General features: G+C 73.3%; 13 protein-coding genes. 5 read left to right on the top strand and 8 right to left on the bottom strand.

The features are described 5' to 3' along the window. Nucleotides 1–207: 207 nt before the first annotated feature. The 3 genes from AB0903_RS21415 to AB0903_RS21405 form a co-directional block, all read right to left on the bottom strand. Nucleotides 208–1,572, bottom strand: a complete 1,365-nt coding sequence (locus AB0903_RS21415; protein WP_366705047.1) for a carbohydrate-binding protein — start codon at nucleotides 1,570–1,572, stop codon at nucleotides 208–210. 67 nt (nucleotides 1,573–1,639) lie between these two features. Next, entirely contained in the window at nucleotides 1,640–2,626 is a 987-nt protein-coding gene (locus AB0903_RS21410) for a LysR family transcriptional regulator (protein WP_366705045.1), read from the bottom strand. A gap of 63 nt (nucleotides 2,627–2,689) precedes the next feature. Then, nucleotides 2,690–5,197, bottom strand: a complete 2,508-nt coding sequence (locus AB0903_RS21405; RefSeq protein ID WP_366705043.1) for a SpoIIE family protein phosphatase — start codon at nucleotides 5,195–5,197, stop codon at nucleotides 2,690–2,692. 203 nt (nucleotides 5,198–5,400) lie between these two features. Between AB0903_RS21405 and AB0903_RS21400 the strand changes: the two genes are divergently transcribed. Further along, nucleotides 5,401–5,874 (top strand): VOC family protein, encoded by a 474-nt coding sequence (locus AB0903_RS21400; protein WP_366705041.1) that lies wholly within the window; start codon nucleotides 5,401–5,403, stop codon nucleotides 5,872–5,874. 72 nt (nucleotides 5,875–5,946) lie between these two features. Here the strand turns inward: AB0903_RS21400 and AB0903_RS21395 are convergent, their stop codons facing one another. Beyond that, the gene (locus AB0903_RS21395) at nucleotides 5,947–6,474 is read right to left on the bottom strand and encodes a GNAT family N-acetyltransferase (protein ID WP_366705039.1); all 528 of its coding nucleotides are present in this window, start codon (nucleotides 6,472–6,474) and stop codon (nucleotides 5,947–5,949) included. A 212-nt stretch (nucleotides 6,475–6,686) separates the two neighbouring features. Between AB0903_RS21395 and AB0903_RS21390 the strand changes: the two genes are divergently transcribed. Then, nucleotides 6,687–7,805, top strand: coding sequence for a cellulose binding domain-containing protein (locus AB0903_RS21390; RefSeq protein WP_366705037.1), 1,119 nt, complete (start codon nucleotides 6,687–6,689; stop codon nucleotides 7,803–7,805). Between the two features lie 765 nt (nucleotides 7,806–8,570). Here the strand turns inward: AB0903_RS21390 and AB0903_RS21385 are convergent. Next, nucleotides 8,571–9,179: a flavodoxin family protein gene (locus tag AB0903_RS21385; protein ID WP_366705035.1), complete on the bottom strand. Its 609-nt coding sequence runs from the start codon at nucleotides 9,177–9,179 to the stop codon at nucleotides 8,571–8,573. Between the two features lie 145 nt (nucleotides 9,180–9,324). Between AB0903_RS21385 and AB0903_RS21380 the strand changes: the two genes are divergently transcribed. Both AB0903_RS21380 and AB0903_RS21375 read left to right on the top strand, forming a co-directional pair. Beyond that, entirely contained in the window at nucleotides 9,325–11,166 is a 1,842-nt protein-coding gene (locus AB0903_RS21380; RefSeq protein WP_366705033.1) for a thiamine pyrophosphate-requiring protein, read from the top strand. A gap of 79 nt (nucleotides 11,167–11,245) precedes the next feature. Beyond that, nucleotides 11,246–12,358: a glutamate--cysteine ligase gene (locus AB0903_RS21375; protein WP_366705031.1), complete on the top strand. Its 1,113-nt coding sequence runs from the start codon at nucleotides 11,246–11,248 to the stop codon at nucleotides 12,356–12,358. Between the two features lie 5 nt (nucleotides 12,359–12,363). Here AB0903_RS21375 and AB0903_RS21370 read toward each other — a convergent pair whose 3' ends face one another. Beyond that, on the bottom strand, nucleotides 12,364–13,125 hold the full coding sequence (locus tag AB0903_RS21370; protein WP_366705029.1) for a 2OG-Fe dioxygenase family protein: 762 nt from the start codon (nucleotides 13,123–13,125) through the stop codon (nucleotides 12,364–12,366). Between the two features lie 215 nt (nucleotides 13,126–13,340). Here AB0903_RS21370 and AB0903_RS21365 point away from each other — a divergent pair, with 215 nt between their 5' ends. Beyond that, complete coding sequence (locus tag AB0903_RS21365; protein WP_366705027.1) at nucleotides 13,341–13,505, top strand: hypothetical protein; 165 nt, start codon at nucleotides 13,341–13,343, stop codon at nucleotides 13,503–13,505. Between the two features lie 103 nt (nucleotides 13,506–13,608). Here the strand turns inward: AB0903_RS21365 and AB0903_RS21360 are convergent, their stop codons facing one another. Both AB0903_RS21360 and AB0903_RS21355 read right to left on the bottom strand, forming a co-directional pair. Beyond that, nucleotides 13,609–15,228, bottom strand: coding sequence for a hypothetical protein (locus tag AB0903_RS21360; protein ID WP_366705025.1), 1,620 nt, complete (start codon nucleotides 15,226–15,228; stop codon nucleotides 13,609–13,611). A 465-nt stretch (nucleotides 15,229–15,693) separates the two neighbouring features. Next, complete coding sequence (locus AB0903_RS21355) at nucleotides 15,694–15,999, bottom strand: hypothetical protein (protein ID WP_366705071.1); 306 nt, start codon at nucleotides 15,997–15,999, stop codon at nucleotides 15,694–15,696. Nucleotides 16,000–16,093: the final 94 nt, after the last annotated feature.

The following is a 16,093-nucleotide window of genomic DNA, read 5'->3' as shown; positions in this document are numbered from 1 at the left end:
GGGCGGGGGGCCCCCCCCCCCCGCCCCCCCCCCCCCGGGGGGGCGGGGGGGTCGCTACCGCGGGCCGAGCGCCCGGGGGGCCCCGGGGGGCCCCGCCGGGGGGGTGGGCTGTGGGGTGCTGTTCCGTTCGGCCGGGTCGCCTGGTGGAGCCCGGCCCCCGCCCGGCGCCCGCCCCCCCCCCCCCCCCCCTCGGGGAGGCCGGTCGGATCAGACGCGCTGCCAGAGCGCCGGGACGGCCGGGGGCTCCCAGCCGGTCTGGGCCTGGTGGCCCTGCAGACAGCGGTAGGTCGCGCCGCCGTACGTCACCTGGTCGCCCGCGCGGTAGACGGTGCCCGCCGCCCAGGTGCCGCCCGGCTCGCCGGGCGGCTCGCCCGGGCCGTCGGTGCTGGTCTTCAGGGTCAGCCCGTACCCCTGCAGCAGCGGGTTGAGCGGCTGGTGGAACGTGGTGCCGCCGGTCCGGCAGTTGCCGGAGCCGCCGGAGGTGACGCCCTGCGCCTGACTGCCGGAGATGTACGAGCCTCCGGAGTCACCGGGCTCCGCGCACACGGTTGTACGGGTGACGCCGGTGATGGTCCCCTCGGGGTACGTGACGCTGGTGTTGTGCTGCGAGATCGTGCCGCAGTGCCAGCCCGTGGTGGAACCGGAGCGGCAGATCGACGCACCGACCGGCTGCTGCACCGAGCCGGTCACCCGCACGTTCTGACCACCCTGCCCCTTGACGTACGGGGTCGAGGTCCAGTTGGCGTTCGTCGCCACCCAGGCGGTGTCCCGGCCGGGGAACGTCGACGCCTGGAATGTCCCCTGCGCCACCTGGTTGTAGCCGCTGGTGGTCGTGCCGGCCCGGCCGCAGTGCCCTGCGGTGGCGAAGCCCTGGGTGGTGCCGCGGGTGACCGCGAAGCCGACCGAGCAACGACCGCCGCCGCCCGTGTAGTACGCGTCGCCGCCGCGGATGTCGTACAGCGGGCGCGGTTGTTCACGGGTCGGTACGACCCGTATCCGGTCGCGGTCCGCGCCGCTCGCCCCGATCAGTGCTTCGGCGGCGGACGCCCTGACGGCCCGGACCACCACGGAGTTGGAGCGGGCGTCGACGTACCAGACCGGCACGTCCGTCGAGGAGTTCCGTGCGGCGGCCCGGTCGAGCGCCGCCTTCGTACGGTCGAGTTCGGCCAGCGTGTGGGAGGCGATCTCGGCGTCGGCGCCGGCGCTCCTGATCACGGCCGCGTCCGCCGCGCTGGTGGTGGCGACGGTCAGTCTGCCGGAGTCGGCGCCCTCCACCCAGGCCCCGGCGAACGATCCGCCGAGCTGGTGCTGGAGCCCGGCGGCAGTCGCTCCGGCCTCGGCTTCGTTCACCAGCCGCTCCGTTGCCTGAGCCCGGGTGAGGCCGAGGTCCCGCTGCATGGCCCGGAGCAGCTCCGGCTGGGCGGCGGACACGGCGAGCGTGTCCGCCGCGCTGCGGGCGACGGGCCCCGGTCCGCTCTGCTGTGCCGAGGCGGCCCCCTGCAGGGCGGTCAGGACCAGCGTGCCTGCGGCGACGGCACCGACACACGCTGACCTGGCGTGTCTGTGGAGCATGGAAGTCCCCTAGGTCTCGGTGGGAGGTGTGCCGAAACCGTAGGGAACAACAACCCCGTTGCAGCAGCTATCGGTTGACCCTCTCCACGGCGTTATGGAGGACCGGGCTCCGGTCGGCAAGCCAGCGGGCGTAGCTGGAACTGCGGGCCGCCGCGTCGGTGTGCGCGGCACGCACATGGCCGACGACGTCCGCCGCACGCAGCGCCGCCGGTGCCTCCGGATGCCAGCCGAGCAGGTGGCGCCAGAGCAGGGGTGCGCCGCTGAGCGGACGCGTCACCATGCCGGGTGTCTCGGGGAACGTGGCGCGGCACAGGCCGACGGCCCGCCCCACCTGGACCAGGTGGACACAGGAGGCCGTGTCCGTCTCGTACACGCACGCCGGGGTGAAGCCCGCCCGGACGCAGGCGGCGGCGAAGCAGTCGGCGAAGCAGCCGTCGCCCGGCACGTTCGTCCACGCCTCCGCCGCCAGTTCGGCCAGTTCGATCTCCGGCCGGGCGGCGAGCGGATGGTCGGCGGCCAGCATCACGAAGACCGGATCGCGGGCCACTTCCGCCCATGCGAGCCGGCCCGCCTCCGGCGGCGCGCTCTCGCCGCAGGCGCCGATCAGCGCGTAGTCCAGCCGGCCCTCGGCGGCCGAGGCGGCGATCTCACGCTCGGACCACGACGTGTGGGTGACCACCGTGACGCCCGGTTCCGCGGCTGCGAGCCGGTCGACGAGCCCGCCGAGGAGCGGGCCGTGGGTGCCGCCGAGCCGGAACGCCGTCCTCGGGCCGCACCGGGCGCCCGCCCGGGCGAACCGGACGGCTTCCTCCTGTAGTTCGTGCACCGCGGGCAGCACGATCCGGGCGCGGTCCAGGACCAGTTCACCCAGTGCGGTGGCCCGCACTCCGCTGCGTCCGCGCTCGAAGAGCGTCCCGCCGAGTGAGCGCTCGATCCTCTTCAACTGCGCGCTGAGCGCCGGCTGGGCGAGCCCCAGCGCGGTGGCCGCCTTGGTGAGACTCCCGGCGTCGGCGATGGCCCGGATCGTCCTCAGGTGCCGCAACTCCAGTTCCATGCCTGGAGCTTGGCGCGCCGAGAGGGCCGCGGCAATAGGCAGGTCCAGACCAAAGCGGCGGCGTCAGGTTCCGCCGGGTGAGCCGGGCGGAAGCTGCTCGGAGGCGGACCGGAGCAGCGCCTCCGTGCCGCCGGCTCCGCCGAGCGGCGGGGGCAGCGCCTGCTCCGTCCACACCGTCTTGCCCGCGCGCGAGTGCCGGGTGCCCCACCGGGCCGTGAGCTGTGCGACCAGCAGCAGACCCCGCCCGCCCTCGTCGGTGCTGCGGGCCCGCCGCAGATGCGGCGAGGTGCTGCTCGGGTCGGAGACCTCGCAGATGAGCCGCTGATGCTGGATCAGCCGCAGGGTCACGGGCCCGCCGGCGTACCGGTAGGCGTTGGTGACCAGTTCGCTGACGATCAGCTCCGTCGAGAAGGCCATGTCCGCCAGCCCCCACGCCGCCAGCTGGTCCGCGGTGAGCCGGCGGGCCCGGGACGGTGCCGTCGGCTCGGCGGGCAGCTCCCAGGTCGCGACCAGCTCCGGCGCCAGCGTGAGCGTCTGCGCCAGCAGCAGGGCGACATCGTCGCCGGGCCGCGCGGGCAGCAGCTCGTCGACCACCGCCTGGGCCATCTCCTCCACCGGCCGGCCGCGACCGGCCAGCGTCGAGCACAGCTTCGCGAGAGCGGCGTCCATGTCCTGCGGGGCGAATGCCAGCAGGCCGTCGGTGTAGAGGGCGAGCACACTGCCCTCCTCCAGCGTCAGTTCCGTCGCCTCGAAGGGCAGTCCGCCCAGCCCCAGCGGAGGCCCGGCGGGCAGTTCCGGGAGGCTCACCTCTCCGCCCGGTGTCACCACGGCAGGCGGCGGGTGGCCGGCCCGGGCCAGGGAGCACTGCCGGGTCACCGGGTCGTACACGGCGTACAGGCAGGTCGCACCCACCACCTGCTCGCCGGGGCCGCCTTCGATGTCCTGCTCCTGCTCCCCGGCCAGACGGGTCACCAGGTCGTCGAGATGGGACAACACCTCGTCGGGCTCGAGATCGAGATCGGCCAGCGTGTGCACGGCGGTACGCAGCCGGCCCATGGTCGCCGCGGCGTTGATGCCGTGCCCGACGACGTCGCCGACGACGAGGGCGACCCGGGCACCGGAGAGCGGAATGACGTCGAACCAGTCCCCGCCGACCCCGGTCGCACCGCCCGCCGGCATGTAGCGGTGAGCGACGACGACCGCCGGGTGCGCGGGCAGCTCGCGCGGCAGCAGACGCCGCTGAAGCGCCAGCGCCGCCCGGTGCTGCTGGGTGAAGCGGCGCGCGTTGTCCAGGGAGACCGCCGCCCGGGCCGCCAGCTCACCGGCCAGGGTGAGGTCGTCCTCCTCGAACGGCTCCGGCAGCCGGGACCGCCACAGGCTCACGAACCCGAGGACCAGCCCGCGCGCCGTCAGCGGGACCACCATCAGCGAGTGGACGGCCCGGGCCGCCTCCTCGACCCCGGGTCCACGGACGGTGACGGTTTTCGAGATGTCGATGAACGGCTCCAGGACCGGTCGCCCGGTCGCCAGGCACCGCGCCTGCGGCGACCCCTCGGGAAACGAATTGATCGTCTCGACCGGGAACAGCAGAGCCTCCGTCTCGGGGGTGACGGTCGTGTACGCCGTCCTGCGGACCGGCCCGCCGCCCCCGTCGGCGACCGGTTCCTCGCCTCGGCTGATCGCTTCCAGCAGGTCCACGGAGACGCAGTCGGCCAGCCCCGGCACCGCAGCGCGCACCAGTTCCTGCGCCGTCGTGCGGACGTCCAGGGTGGTTCCGATGGCGGCGCCCGCCTCGGTGAGCAGAGCCAGCCTGCGCCGGGCCCGGTGGCCGGCCGTGACGTCCTCGACCAGCTGGGTCACTCCCAGTACCCGGCCGCCGGCGTCCTCCATGCGGAACGCGGACACGGAGACGTACCGCTCGGTGCCCGGAGCGGCCGCCATCCGGCACGGCTGCTCGGTGAAGATCATGGGCGTGCCGGTGCGCAGTACCTCCCGCAGCCCCGCGTCCACCGTCTCCGCGTCGGCGGGGACGAGGAAGTCGCCGATTCGGTGGCCGCGCGTCTCCTCGGTGGTGACGCCGCCGATGCGGGCGATCGCGCGGTTGACCCGCAGGATGTTCAGGTCGGGGTCGAGCACCGCCAGCCCGACCGGTGATCTGCGGAACAGGCCGTCCATCACCGACCGGTCGATCTCCCACTGCGCCACCTCCTCAGCCGGCGCCGCCACGAGATACCACTCGCGGGCCCCCTCCGACCGCGTCACCCGACGGGCCCGGACACCGAAGCCCATCCTGCGGCCGTCCCGCGCCCGCACGGGCACGATCCCGAACCAGCCCCGCTGCCGGACGCACGCCGCCGTCGCCTCCAGCACGACGTCCCGGTCGGCCGGGTCCACCAGCACTTCCACCGCGCGGTGCCCGAGCACCTCCGCGGCCGAGTAGCCGACCAGCGCGCGGGCGCGCTCGCTCCAGCCGCTCACCAGGCCGTGGCGGTCCAGCACCACGGAGGCGGCTCGACCGTGCGCGTACGGGTCCTCCGGGCTCTCACCGATCAAGGTCACGGATCCTGCCATCGGTCCTATCCTGCGCCCGGTCCTGCGGGCACGCGAGCGATGAATTGCGCGCGGCGCGGCGGTCACAAGAGGGACAGCGGGCACCTGCCCGCACCGACACGCCAGGAGGACTACGGCAGACACATGACAGCCATACCCAGGACCCCTGGGCTTCCCGATCCTACGAATGACCGGAACGAACCCACGAAGAAAGGTATGGACCCATGCCGCGCATCACGCCGAACCTGTGGTTCGACACCCTGGGCGAGGAAGCCGCCGAGTTCTACGTCTCCGTGTTCCCGAACTCGCGGATCAAGCGCACCCTGTACTACGGCGAGGCCGGGCCCAGGCCGGCCGGCACCGTGCTGACCGTGGACTTCGAGCTCGACGGCCAGGAATACACCGCGATCAACGGAGGTCCCGAGTTCACCTTCGACGAGGCGATCTCCCTATTGATCAACTGTGCCGACCAGGAGGAGGTCGACCACTACTGGCAGAGGCTCGGCGAGGGTGGGCAGGAGGGTCCCTGCGGCTGGCTGAAGGACAAGTACGGCCTGTCCTGGCAGATCGCCCCCGTCGTGCTGACGGAGCTGCTGGAGGACGAGGACGAGGAACGGTCCCAGCGCGTGATGTCGGCCATGCTGGGCATGAAGAAGATCGACATCGCCGCTCTGTACGAGGCCGCCGACCGTGCGTGACCTGCGTCCGCCGGGGTCTCCGGGGGAGTGTCCCGCGCCCGCAGCGGGGGGCGTGCCGGGCCGCCCGCCCGGCTACCGCGCCGGCGGCACCGGGAAGGCGTAGAGGACCTGGGGCTCGTCCCAGTCGACGAAGGTGCCGTCCACCGTGGCCCCGAGGGCTTCGAGAAGACGTCGTGAGCGGAGATTGGCCTGCTGCGTCAGGGCGACCACCCCGGGGGCACCGGAGGGCGCGTCACCCCATGCCCAGCTCACGGCCGCGGCCACGGCCTCCCGGCCGTAGCCCCGGCCCCAGTGTTCGGGAAGCAACTGGTACGACACCTCGGTCCGGCCGTCCCGGGCCCCGTGCTCCACCGTCACGAGGCCGACGACGGCCCGGCCCCTCCGCCGCGCCACGGCGAAGGCCCCCGGTGCGCCGACGCACCTCTTCTCCCGGATGCGTACGACGCTGTCGGCGACGGGCCCCCCGAGATGCCGCCGTACCTCGGCGTCGGTCCACAGACGCGCGATCTCCGGTACGTCCGCGGCGGCGACGGGACGCAGCGCCAGACGGCGCGTCGTGAGGGTGACGGGCCAGGCGGCGGTGCCGGGCGCGGAAGGCATGACGGCGATCATGGCACGGGCCGGCGGCGACGGGTGCGCGGCCGGCCGCGCGGGACGAGCCGGCGGCGCAGGTCGCGTCCGCCGCTGCGTCAAGTCTTGAACAGAACCCGTTGAATCGGGTCCGCGCGTCTTGTCAGAAGGTCGAAACACTCCTACAGTCCAGCTGCGACTGGGAGCGCTCCCACGGCATTTCCCACTGCTGAAGGGACATCATGCGACACCGTTTACGCGCCTTGATGACGGCTCTGCTGCTCACCCTCGGAGCGCCGGCCGCGCTGCTGTCGGCAGCACCCGCCGCGCAGGCCGCCGCGGAGATCTGCGACCAGTACGGCACCGCGACCCTCCAGGACCGGTACATCGTCCAGAACAACCGCTGGGGCACCGGCGCCACCCAGTGCGTCGAAGTGACCGGGACCGGTTTCACCCTCACCCGGGCCGACGGCTCCGTGCCCACGAACGGCGCGCCGAAGTCCTACCCCTCCGTCTTCAACGGCTGCCACTACACCAAGTGCTCGCCCGGCACCCAACTGCCGAAGCGGATCAGCACCATCGGCTCCGCGCCCACCAGCGTCTCGTACGGCTATGTCGGCAACGCGGTCTACAACGCCTCTTTCGACATCTGGCTCGACCCCGAGCCCAGGACCGACGGTGTCAACCGCACCGAGATCATGATCTGGTTCAACCGTGTCGGCCCCATCCAGCCCATCGGCTCGCGGACCGGCTCCGCGACCGTCGGCGACCGTGAGTGGGAGGTGTGGACGGGGAACAACGGCGGCAACGACGTCATCTCCTTCGTGGCTCCCGCCGCCGTCACCGGCTGGTCCTTCGACGTCATGGACTTCGTCGACCAGACCGTCAGCCGGGGCATGGCGGCCGAGAACTGGTATCTGACCAGCGTCCAGGCCGGCTTCGAGCCCTGGCAGGGAGGTGCGGGTCTGTCGGTCGGCTCCTTCGCGTCGGCCGTCACCGACGACGCCGGTGGCGGTGAGGAGGAGCCTCCCGGCGACCCGGCAGGCAGCTGCCGGGTCGGCTACGCCGCACAGTCATGGCCCGGCGGCTTCACGGCAGAGGTGACCGTCGAGAATGCCGGCAGCGCACCCGTCGACGGCTGGAACCTGGACTTCACCCTGCCCGCCGGCCAGAGCGTCACCCACGCGTGGAACGCCTCGGTCGCACCGGCCGGCGGCGCGGTGACGGCACGCGACGCGGGCTACAACGGGCGCATCCAGGCCGGCGGCACCCAGTCCTTCGGCTTCCAGGGGACGCTCACCGGCACCTTCGCGGAGCCGGACCGGTTCACGCTCAACGGGACGCCCTGCTCCGTCGTCTGACGGACCGGACCCTTCCCGGCAGGTCCGCACGGCACGGACCCGAACCGCCGCCGGCGGCGGGCCCCCGTACCGGCGACAAGACCCACCCGGGCGGCCCTCGAAGGGCGCGGCCGGGTGGCTGCGGCTCCATCGGCTCCCCGCACGAGGGGGCGGGGACCGATGGACCGCGCACGTGGGGAGTACGGACGGCGCGGGACGCGCGGCGCCGGGCGCGGTGGTGGACCGGCTGTCGGCCGGCGGGCGAGGAGGCGTCGGTTCCGCCTCAGGCAGCCGCCCCCGGACCCGGCGGCCGGTCCCTTCGGTCTGTCGCCCGGGCCTCAGGCCGCCGGTGCTTTCGGTCTGCGCCCCCGCCTCAGGCCGCCGGTGCTTTCGGTCTGTCGCCCCGGGCCTCAGGCCGCCGGCCACCTCCGGCTGTCGCCCCACGCTCCAGGCCCCCTCCGGCTGTCGCCCCACCGGAAGTCCGGCGCGATCTCGTGGATCCGCCACGGTCGGGACGTGTGTGCGGTGTTCAGGAGCTTCATACGTCGACCTCCACCTGTTCGGTGACGTTCCGTGGCCGGCGAATCGGATGTGTACCCACCCCGGCCCGGCTCGTCGTGATCCACGACGAAGTCTGCCCGCCGCCGTGACCGCGGAGCATCGGTCTGCGGGGCGATCCGCCTCCGCCGCACGGGCGAGGCGAACGGCCCCCGGGGCCGATGCCATGCGGGTACGGGCCGCCCCGGCACGGCGCGGGCCCAGCGGCCGTCAGGACCGTGCGGCGGCTCACTCGGGCGGCGCCCCCAGTGGATTCGCCGCCAGTGCCTTCGCCGTGCCGAACAGGTTGGCCGCCATCGCCCGGCCGGTCCTGTGCGACCAGTCGCGTCCCCGCTCGTCGTCGAGATAGTCCGGCCCCGGTCCCGGCCCGAGGTGCCAGTACGTCCACGCCTGACCCGGCACGGTGTACCCGATGTCGCCCAGGGCACCGGAGATCTCGCTGATCACATGGTGCGCGCCGTCCTCGTTCCCGGTCACGACCACGCCCGCGACCCGGTTGTACGCGACGGGGCGGCCGTCGTCGTCCGTTTCGGAGAGCATGGCGTCCATCCGCTCCAGCACCCGCTGGGCGACGGAAGAGGGACGGCCCAGCCAGGTGGGCGAGGCCATGACGAGGATCTGGGACGCCAGCAGTTTCTCGCGGATCTGCGGCCACCCGTCGCCGGGGGCGACCGCCTCGCTCACCACGCCCGGCCTGATGTCGATGTCCACCGCCCGGACGAATTCCACCTCCGCCCCGTACTTCTCGAGCTGCCCGGCGACGACAGTCGCCAGCGCATGGGTGTTGGACGGGTCCGGGGACGTCTTCAGCGTGCAGTTGATCACCAGTGCCTTCATGCGCAGAGCCGTACCCCTTGCAGGTGCCGGCACGCCGTGCGCAGCGCCGGCCGGGTGACATCCCCAGGTTTCCTCCGCCGCGCGCCCGGTTACCCAGGACAAGCGGGGAACAACGCGCTGCACGGCACAGAGGAGCGGAACACCGATGGCCAGTACGAAAGTGTCCGACTACGTCCTCCAGAGGCTGCGGGACTGGGACGTGACCCATGTCTTCTCCTACGCGGGGGACGGCATCAACGGCCTGCTCGCGGCCTGGGGCCGGGCGGACAACCAGCCGAAGTTCGTCCAGTCCCGCCACGAGGAGATGTCGGCCTTCCAGGCCGTCGGGTACGCGAAGTTCTCCGGCAAGGTCGGGGTCTGCGCCGCCACTTCCGGCCCGGGCGCCATCCATCTGCTCAACGGGCTCTACGACGCGAAGCTCGACCACGTCCCGGTGGTCGCCATCGTCGGGCAGACCAACCGCAGCGCGATGGGCGGCTCCTACCAACAGGAAGTCGACCTGCAGAGCCTCTACAAGGACGTCGCCTCCGACTTCTGCGAGACGGCGACCGTCCCCGAGCAGCTGCCCAACCTCATCGACCGGGCCATGCGCACCGCGTACGCCCGGCGGACCGTGACGGCCGTCATCATCCCGGCCGATGTGCAGGAGCTGGAATACAGTCCGCCCCGGCACGCCTTCAAGATGGTCCCGTCCAGCATGGGCATCGGACATTACGCACCGGTGCCCGCCGACGAGGACCTGGAGCGCGCGGCCGAAGTCCTCAACGCCGGTGAGAAGGTGGCCGTCCTCGTGGGCCAGGGCGCGCGTGGCGCCCGCGCCGAGGTCGAACGGCTCGCGGACGTCCTGGGCGCCGGTGTCGCCAAGGCGCTGCTCGGCAAGGACGTGCTGCCCGACGACCTGCCGTACGTGACCGGCGCCATCGGGCTGCTGGGCACCCGCCCCTCGTACGAGCTGATGCGGGACTGCGACACCCTGCTGGTGATCGGATCCAGCTTCCCGTACACGCAGTTCCTGCCCGAGTTCGACCAGGCGCGGGCCGTGCAGATCGACATCGACCCGCACATGATCGGCATGCGGTACCCCTTCGAGGTGAACCTCGTCGGCGATGCCCGCGAAACCCTGCGGCGGCTCCTTCCGCGCCTGCACCGCAAGGAGAGCCGCACCTGGCGGGAGGAGATCGAGAAGGGCGTCGACCGCTGGTGGGAGGTCATGCAGCGCAGGGCCGCCGTCGACGCCGACCCGATCAACCCCGAGTACGTCGTCCACGCACTCGACGGGATGCTTCCGGACGACGCCGTCATCACCGCGGACTCCGGCTCCTCCGCGAACTGGTATGCCCGCCACCTGCGGCTGCGCGGCCGGATGCGCGGTTCCCTGTCGGGGACGCTCGCCACGATGGGCCCCGGCGTCCCGTACGCCATCGGAGCCAAGTTCGCGCACCCCGACCGGCCCGCGATCGCCATCGTCGGCGACGGCGCCATGCAGATGAACGGCATGATGGAACTGGTCACCGCGGCGAAGTACCGGCACGAATGGTCCGACCCCCGGCTGATCGTGGCCGTGCTCAACAACGGCGACCTCAACCAGGTGACCTGGGAGATGCGCGCCATGTCCGGCGCCCCGCAGTTCGAGGAGTCGCAGCACATCCCCGACCTGCCGTACGCCGACATCGCCGAACGGATCGGCCTGGGGGGCGTACGGGTCGAGAAGCCCAAGCACGTCGAGGCCGCCTGGAAGCAGGCGCTCGCCGCCGACCGGCCCTTCGTCATCGACTTCCGCACCGACCCGGCCGTCCCGCCGATCCCCCCGCACGCCTCGCTCGACCAGATCGAGTCCGCCGCCGCCGCCGTCCTCCAAGGTGACAGCGATCGCGCCTCGATGATCAAACAGGGCTTCAAGGCCAAGGTGCAGGAGTTCCTTCCCGGTACCCGGCACCGTGCCGACCGTCCCGGCGCGACGAACGACAGCACGGCCGACGAGAGGTGACGCCGCCTCGTCGCACGTCCGCGCCCCGCGGCCGCCCGGTCCGTTCGTACCCCGGGGCGGCCGAGGGGACCGCGGCGGCATGACCGCCACCATCGGAGTGGAGGAGGAGTTCTTCCTCGTCCGTACCGACAGCCGGGCGGTGGAGCCGGCGGGCGCGCGCATCGTGGCCCGCGCCCGCGAAACCGTCGGGGACCTGGTTTCCGGCGAGTTCCACGAGGGCCAGCTCGAGGTGCGGACCCCGCCGTGCGACGACACCGCCGGACTGCTGCGGCAGCTGACGGCCGTGCGGGCGGTCGCCCGGGACGCCTGCGGCACGGAGGGTGTCGGGCCGTGCGCCTCGGGCACGCCCGTCCTCGGCGGGGCAGGCGCCCGTGTCCTCGGCGACCACCCCCGCTACCGAGCAGGTGTACGGCAGTTCGGGAGCATGCTCGACGACTTCACCGTCTGCTCCGCCCATGTGCATGTGCATGTGCCGGACCGGGAAGTGGCCGTACTCGCCGCGAACCATCTGCGACCCTGGCTGCCGCTGCTGGTGGCCATGAGCGCCAACTCCCCTTTCTTCGAAGGTCGCGACACCGGCTACGCGAGCTGGCGGACCGTCATCCGCGGCCGCTTTCCGGCACTGAGCGCCCCGCCGTACGTCGACTCTCTCGCCCACTACGAGCGACTGACGGCGGCACTTCAGGAGTCCGGGGCGATGCTCGACGCGAGCCTCCCGTTCTGGGACGTACGGCCCAACCCGCGGGTGCCGACCCTGGAGGTCCGGGTCATGGACGTGCCCGCGGACGCGACGGACACCGCCGCCCTCACCGCCCTCGTCAGGGCGCTGGTCGTGCGCTCGGCCGAGCGGGTACGGGACGGTGACCCCGGCCCGCCCGTCTGCGGCGAGCTGCTGCGCGCCGCCTACTGGCGCGCGGCGCGCGACGGCTGGCCGGGCAGCGGCCCGGACGCCCTGACCGGACACGTCCTGCCGTTCTCCGCCCAGGCACGGCGGCTGGTCGGCCACGTACGGCCGCAGCTGGAGGAGTGCGGCGACTTCGACGAGGTCGCCGCACTCCTGCGGCGACTGGACCGGCAAGGCTGCGGAGCACAGCGGCAGCGGGCTTCGTGGGTGCGCCGCTCACGCGTGACCGACGTCGTCGACGACCTCCTCGCCACGACGGCCGGGCGGGGCGACGTCAGTCCCGCGTGAGGCCGTCAGCCCGGCGTGAGGGTGGTCACCAGGACGTCGCGGCGGGCCGGGGCCCCGGCGTCGGACGGTCTGACGGGTGACACTTCGTGCAGGGTGCCCCGGTCGTCGGAGAGGAGCAGGCTCGCCGGCTCGTCGAGCGTCACCGACAGCATCTCTTCGCCCTCCGGGCCGTACACGGTGCTCTCGCCGCCGGTGGCGTTGTCACGGCCGACCAGGAGCGAGGACACCAGCGTGACGCCGTCCCGGTGCCGGCCCTCCGGGGTGGGCTCCCCGCTGCCGTCCGCCGTGGCGAGGACCCGGAAGGGGTGCACCTTGACGCTCCACCGCTCGGCGGTGTCCAGCGCGCCGGCCGTCCGCCCCAGCACTCCGATGAGGGCGCGCAGCACCGGATCGGCGACGAAGGCACCGGTCAGCGGCTCGAAGCGACGGTCCACCCTCTCGTACAGCGGATTGGTGCCGCCGGGCTGGACGAATCCGGTGTGCGGCAGGAGCCTCAGTTCGCCGGTCGCGGGCATGAACGAGAAGTGACCGTAGCGCCGCAGTCTGCAAGTGCCTCGCCGTGCCGCGTACTCGTCCTCGTACAGGTCGTCCCAGTGCGTCGTGAAGCGGGCCCAGGCGGATTCGTCGGTGCCGGTGCAGGCCAGCACGTCGGCCGGGGGCATCAGATGCACGCCCTCGCCGGCCAGCGCGGCGCGAGCCGTCTCCTCGGCGGTTCGCGCGGCGGCGTGCCCCGCCGCCGGGTCGGGGAAGTCGGTGAGGGATTCCACGGTCTGCCACCGCCCTTTCTCCGCTGATACGCGTGTGTCGGACCGCTGCCATCATCGGCGGCCCCGGCGCCGGGCGCACCCGCGCGGACTGCCGTGCTCCGCGCCGAATGATTGGCAGCCGTGGGCGGGGGTACCCGCCGCTGGGCCCGGATTCCCGGTGCCACGGGTCCGGCACCCGGACGTGGCATCGGGCTTCGACGGTGAGGAGTGGTCCCATGAGCGAGCAGACGCCGTCCCAGGCCGAGGGCGAACGCCCCGAGGACGAACTCGGCCCGAACTACGCCCGGACGACCCCGTCGCAGGCGGAAGGCGAACGGGACGAGGAACCCGACGAGTCCGTACGGGAGCAGAAGGCCGGACCCGGCCGGCGCAACCCGTAGAACCGACGGCACACCGCGGGCCTCCCGCACGGGCGGCGGAGGCCGTGGCGGAAGGCCCGGGAGGCGGGCCACCGCGCGCGACCGGCACGGCGGGCCGGGTGGGTCAGGTGTTGCGCGTCGCACCGGTGGTCGGCTGCCGGCGGCGCAGCAGAACGGAACCGGCGAGCACCGCGGTGGCCCCGGCGCACAGTACGGCCGCCGCTCTGGCCCAGACGAAGGAGTCGCCCAGGCTGCTCTGCAGCAGGTTCAGCGTGCCCACGCCCGCCAGCGCGTGCAGGGCGACGACACCGACCGCCAGCCCGGCCGCGGCCGCCCAGACCAGTGCGGTGTCCCGTACGGCCAGCCAGACGGCGACGACCAGGCAGAGCACCGTGACCGCGACCGAGAGGGTCTCGGCGTAGCCGCCGGAACGCAGTCCGGCGACGTCGGTCGGCAGGTGGATGACGCCGCACGCGAAGAGGACGAGCGCCGCGGGCCAGCGGAGCGCCGAGCGCAGGGCGGGCGAGACGGTGTGGCCGTTCGGGCCTGCGGCCAGGGCGCCGTTCAGCGCTGCCATGTGCCACGGCGGCTTCTTCTGCGACGGCGGCTTCTTCTGCGACGGCTCGGCGGGAGCGGTGGTCCGCGAGCCGGCCGGGGCTTTGTCGTCCGCCGCGCCGGCGGGGGGCGGCGGCTCCTCGGAGGCGGCCTCGTCAGCCACGCAACGCCATTGGCTGGCGTCGGTGCCGATCATGTTCACGAGCTGCACCACGTCCTCGATGGGCCTGCCGACGGCGGCGGCCCGGAGCGTGGTGTCGGCCTCGTGCAGGGGGTGCGGGTACTCGTTGAGAAGGGCGACCAGCTGCCGGACCTCCTCGAGCGGACGGGAGACCGCCGCGGCGCGCAGGGCCAGGTCACCGGGGCTGTCGACCTCGCCGGTCCGCTTGAGCCGGCTCACCAGGGCGGCGACCTCCTCCACCGGGCGTTCGGTGGCGGCCGTCCACAGCAGCGTGCGTATGGGCTGTTCGCTCTCGTTCACCGCCGGGTCCTGGGCAGGGCCGGCGGCGACCGGGTCGGCTTGCGTGTCGTCGCGGAGGCGGTCCGTGCCGGATTCCGGCGAGGACGGCCCCATCGGCGCCGCTGTCTCCTGGCGGAGCGGACGCGGGTCCTGGATCGCGTCGCGTACGGGCGTCGGGCCCTTGACCCGGGACCCGGTCTCCGTCTCCGTCTCCCTCTTCAGGTCCGGGGCCGGGTCGCCGTAGGCGGCGTGCGCCGGTGCGGCTCCGTCGTCCGTGCCGGGCGCCGGTGTCCGGCTCCCGGCCGGGCGGGGTGACTGCGCCTCTGCTCCGTTGCCGTCCTGCGGTGCCCGCGGCTTCTCCGCCGGGGTGCGGACCGGGCTGGGCCGCTGCGCGGGGTCGGGTCCCGCCGTCTTCGGACCACTCGCGTCGACGCCCGTGTCCGTGCCCGTGCTCGCCGGCGTCTCATGGCCGGGGAAGGGCTCCGGCTCCGGGCAGGGCGCCTCGGGAGCGGGGTGACCGGGGTGGACGGGGTCGAGGCTCGCGGGGCCGACGGGGGCCGCGGCGACCACCGGGGGGCCGGGGAAGGCCGGCGGGTGCGGCGGCATGGGGGGCACCGCGCGGGTCCCGTACGGCGGGGCGTTGAACCCCGTGTCCGGGCTCCCGTCGGGGGGCCGCGGTCGGTCGTCCTGGTAATCGGACGGGGGAGGGGTGCGGGGGTCGGTGGTCATGGCGCGGGCTCCGTTCGCGGAACATCCGGGTAGGCGTACACCGTGTCGTTCGTCGTGCGCCGCCTGAGCGCGCACACTTCGTTACATCTAATGGGCATAAAGCGACATTGCGCCATCCGGGAACGGTGCGCCCTGCTCCGCTCGACGTCATTCCGGGGGCGGAACCCCGGCCGGGCCCGCCGGACGCCCGGCGCCGCCGTACCCGGCTTTCCGGGACCCCGCTTCCGGGCGGTCGGCGACGGCGCCCGCCCACGGCGACTGCCGGAGGCCGGAGCGCGGACCGGCTCCGGACCCTGCGGGGCAAAGCCGTGGTGCGGCGCGGTGAGCCGCCGAGGCGCTCCGACTCGAAGCCGCGAGGGGAAACGGAGGTGTCGAGGCGGCCCGCGCTGCGGGCGCCGGCCCGGCAGCCGGCGGTGCCCTCGCACGCCGGGACCGCGGCGGCCCGGGCGCACGAGGGCGGTGAGGTCAGCTGCCGCTGCCGTACGGCCGGGTGATGACCTCCATGCCGTGACCGGCCGGGTCGATGAAGTACATGCCGCGACCGCCGTCGTTGCGGTTGATCTCGCCGGGCCGCTCGCCGTGCGGGTCGGCGTAGTACGTCAGTCCCGCCTCCTGTACGCGCCGGAAGACCTGGTCGAACTCGTCCTCGGAGATCAGGAACGCGTAGTGCTGCAGCTGGACTTCGTGATCGACGCTCGCGGTGTGATTGAACTCTACTGACACTGTGGAATGCCTCCGTAAGGCAAACTCACGGGCACCTCCATGCCTCACCCGGTCGGTGACCGGCACGCGATGCCGTGCACATGATCCTAGGACCCTCTGCCGCCCGCTGTCATGTTCGATTTCGACCGGCGGGTCACGCGTC

This window comes from Streptomyces sp. NPDC048389 (genome assembly GCF_040706335.1).
In the GTDB taxonomy this organism is placed as follows: Bacteria; Actinomycetota; Actinomycetes; order Streptomycetales; family Streptomycetaceae; genus Streptomyces.
This window is presented reverse-complemented; position numbering and strand designations above follow the sequence as displayed.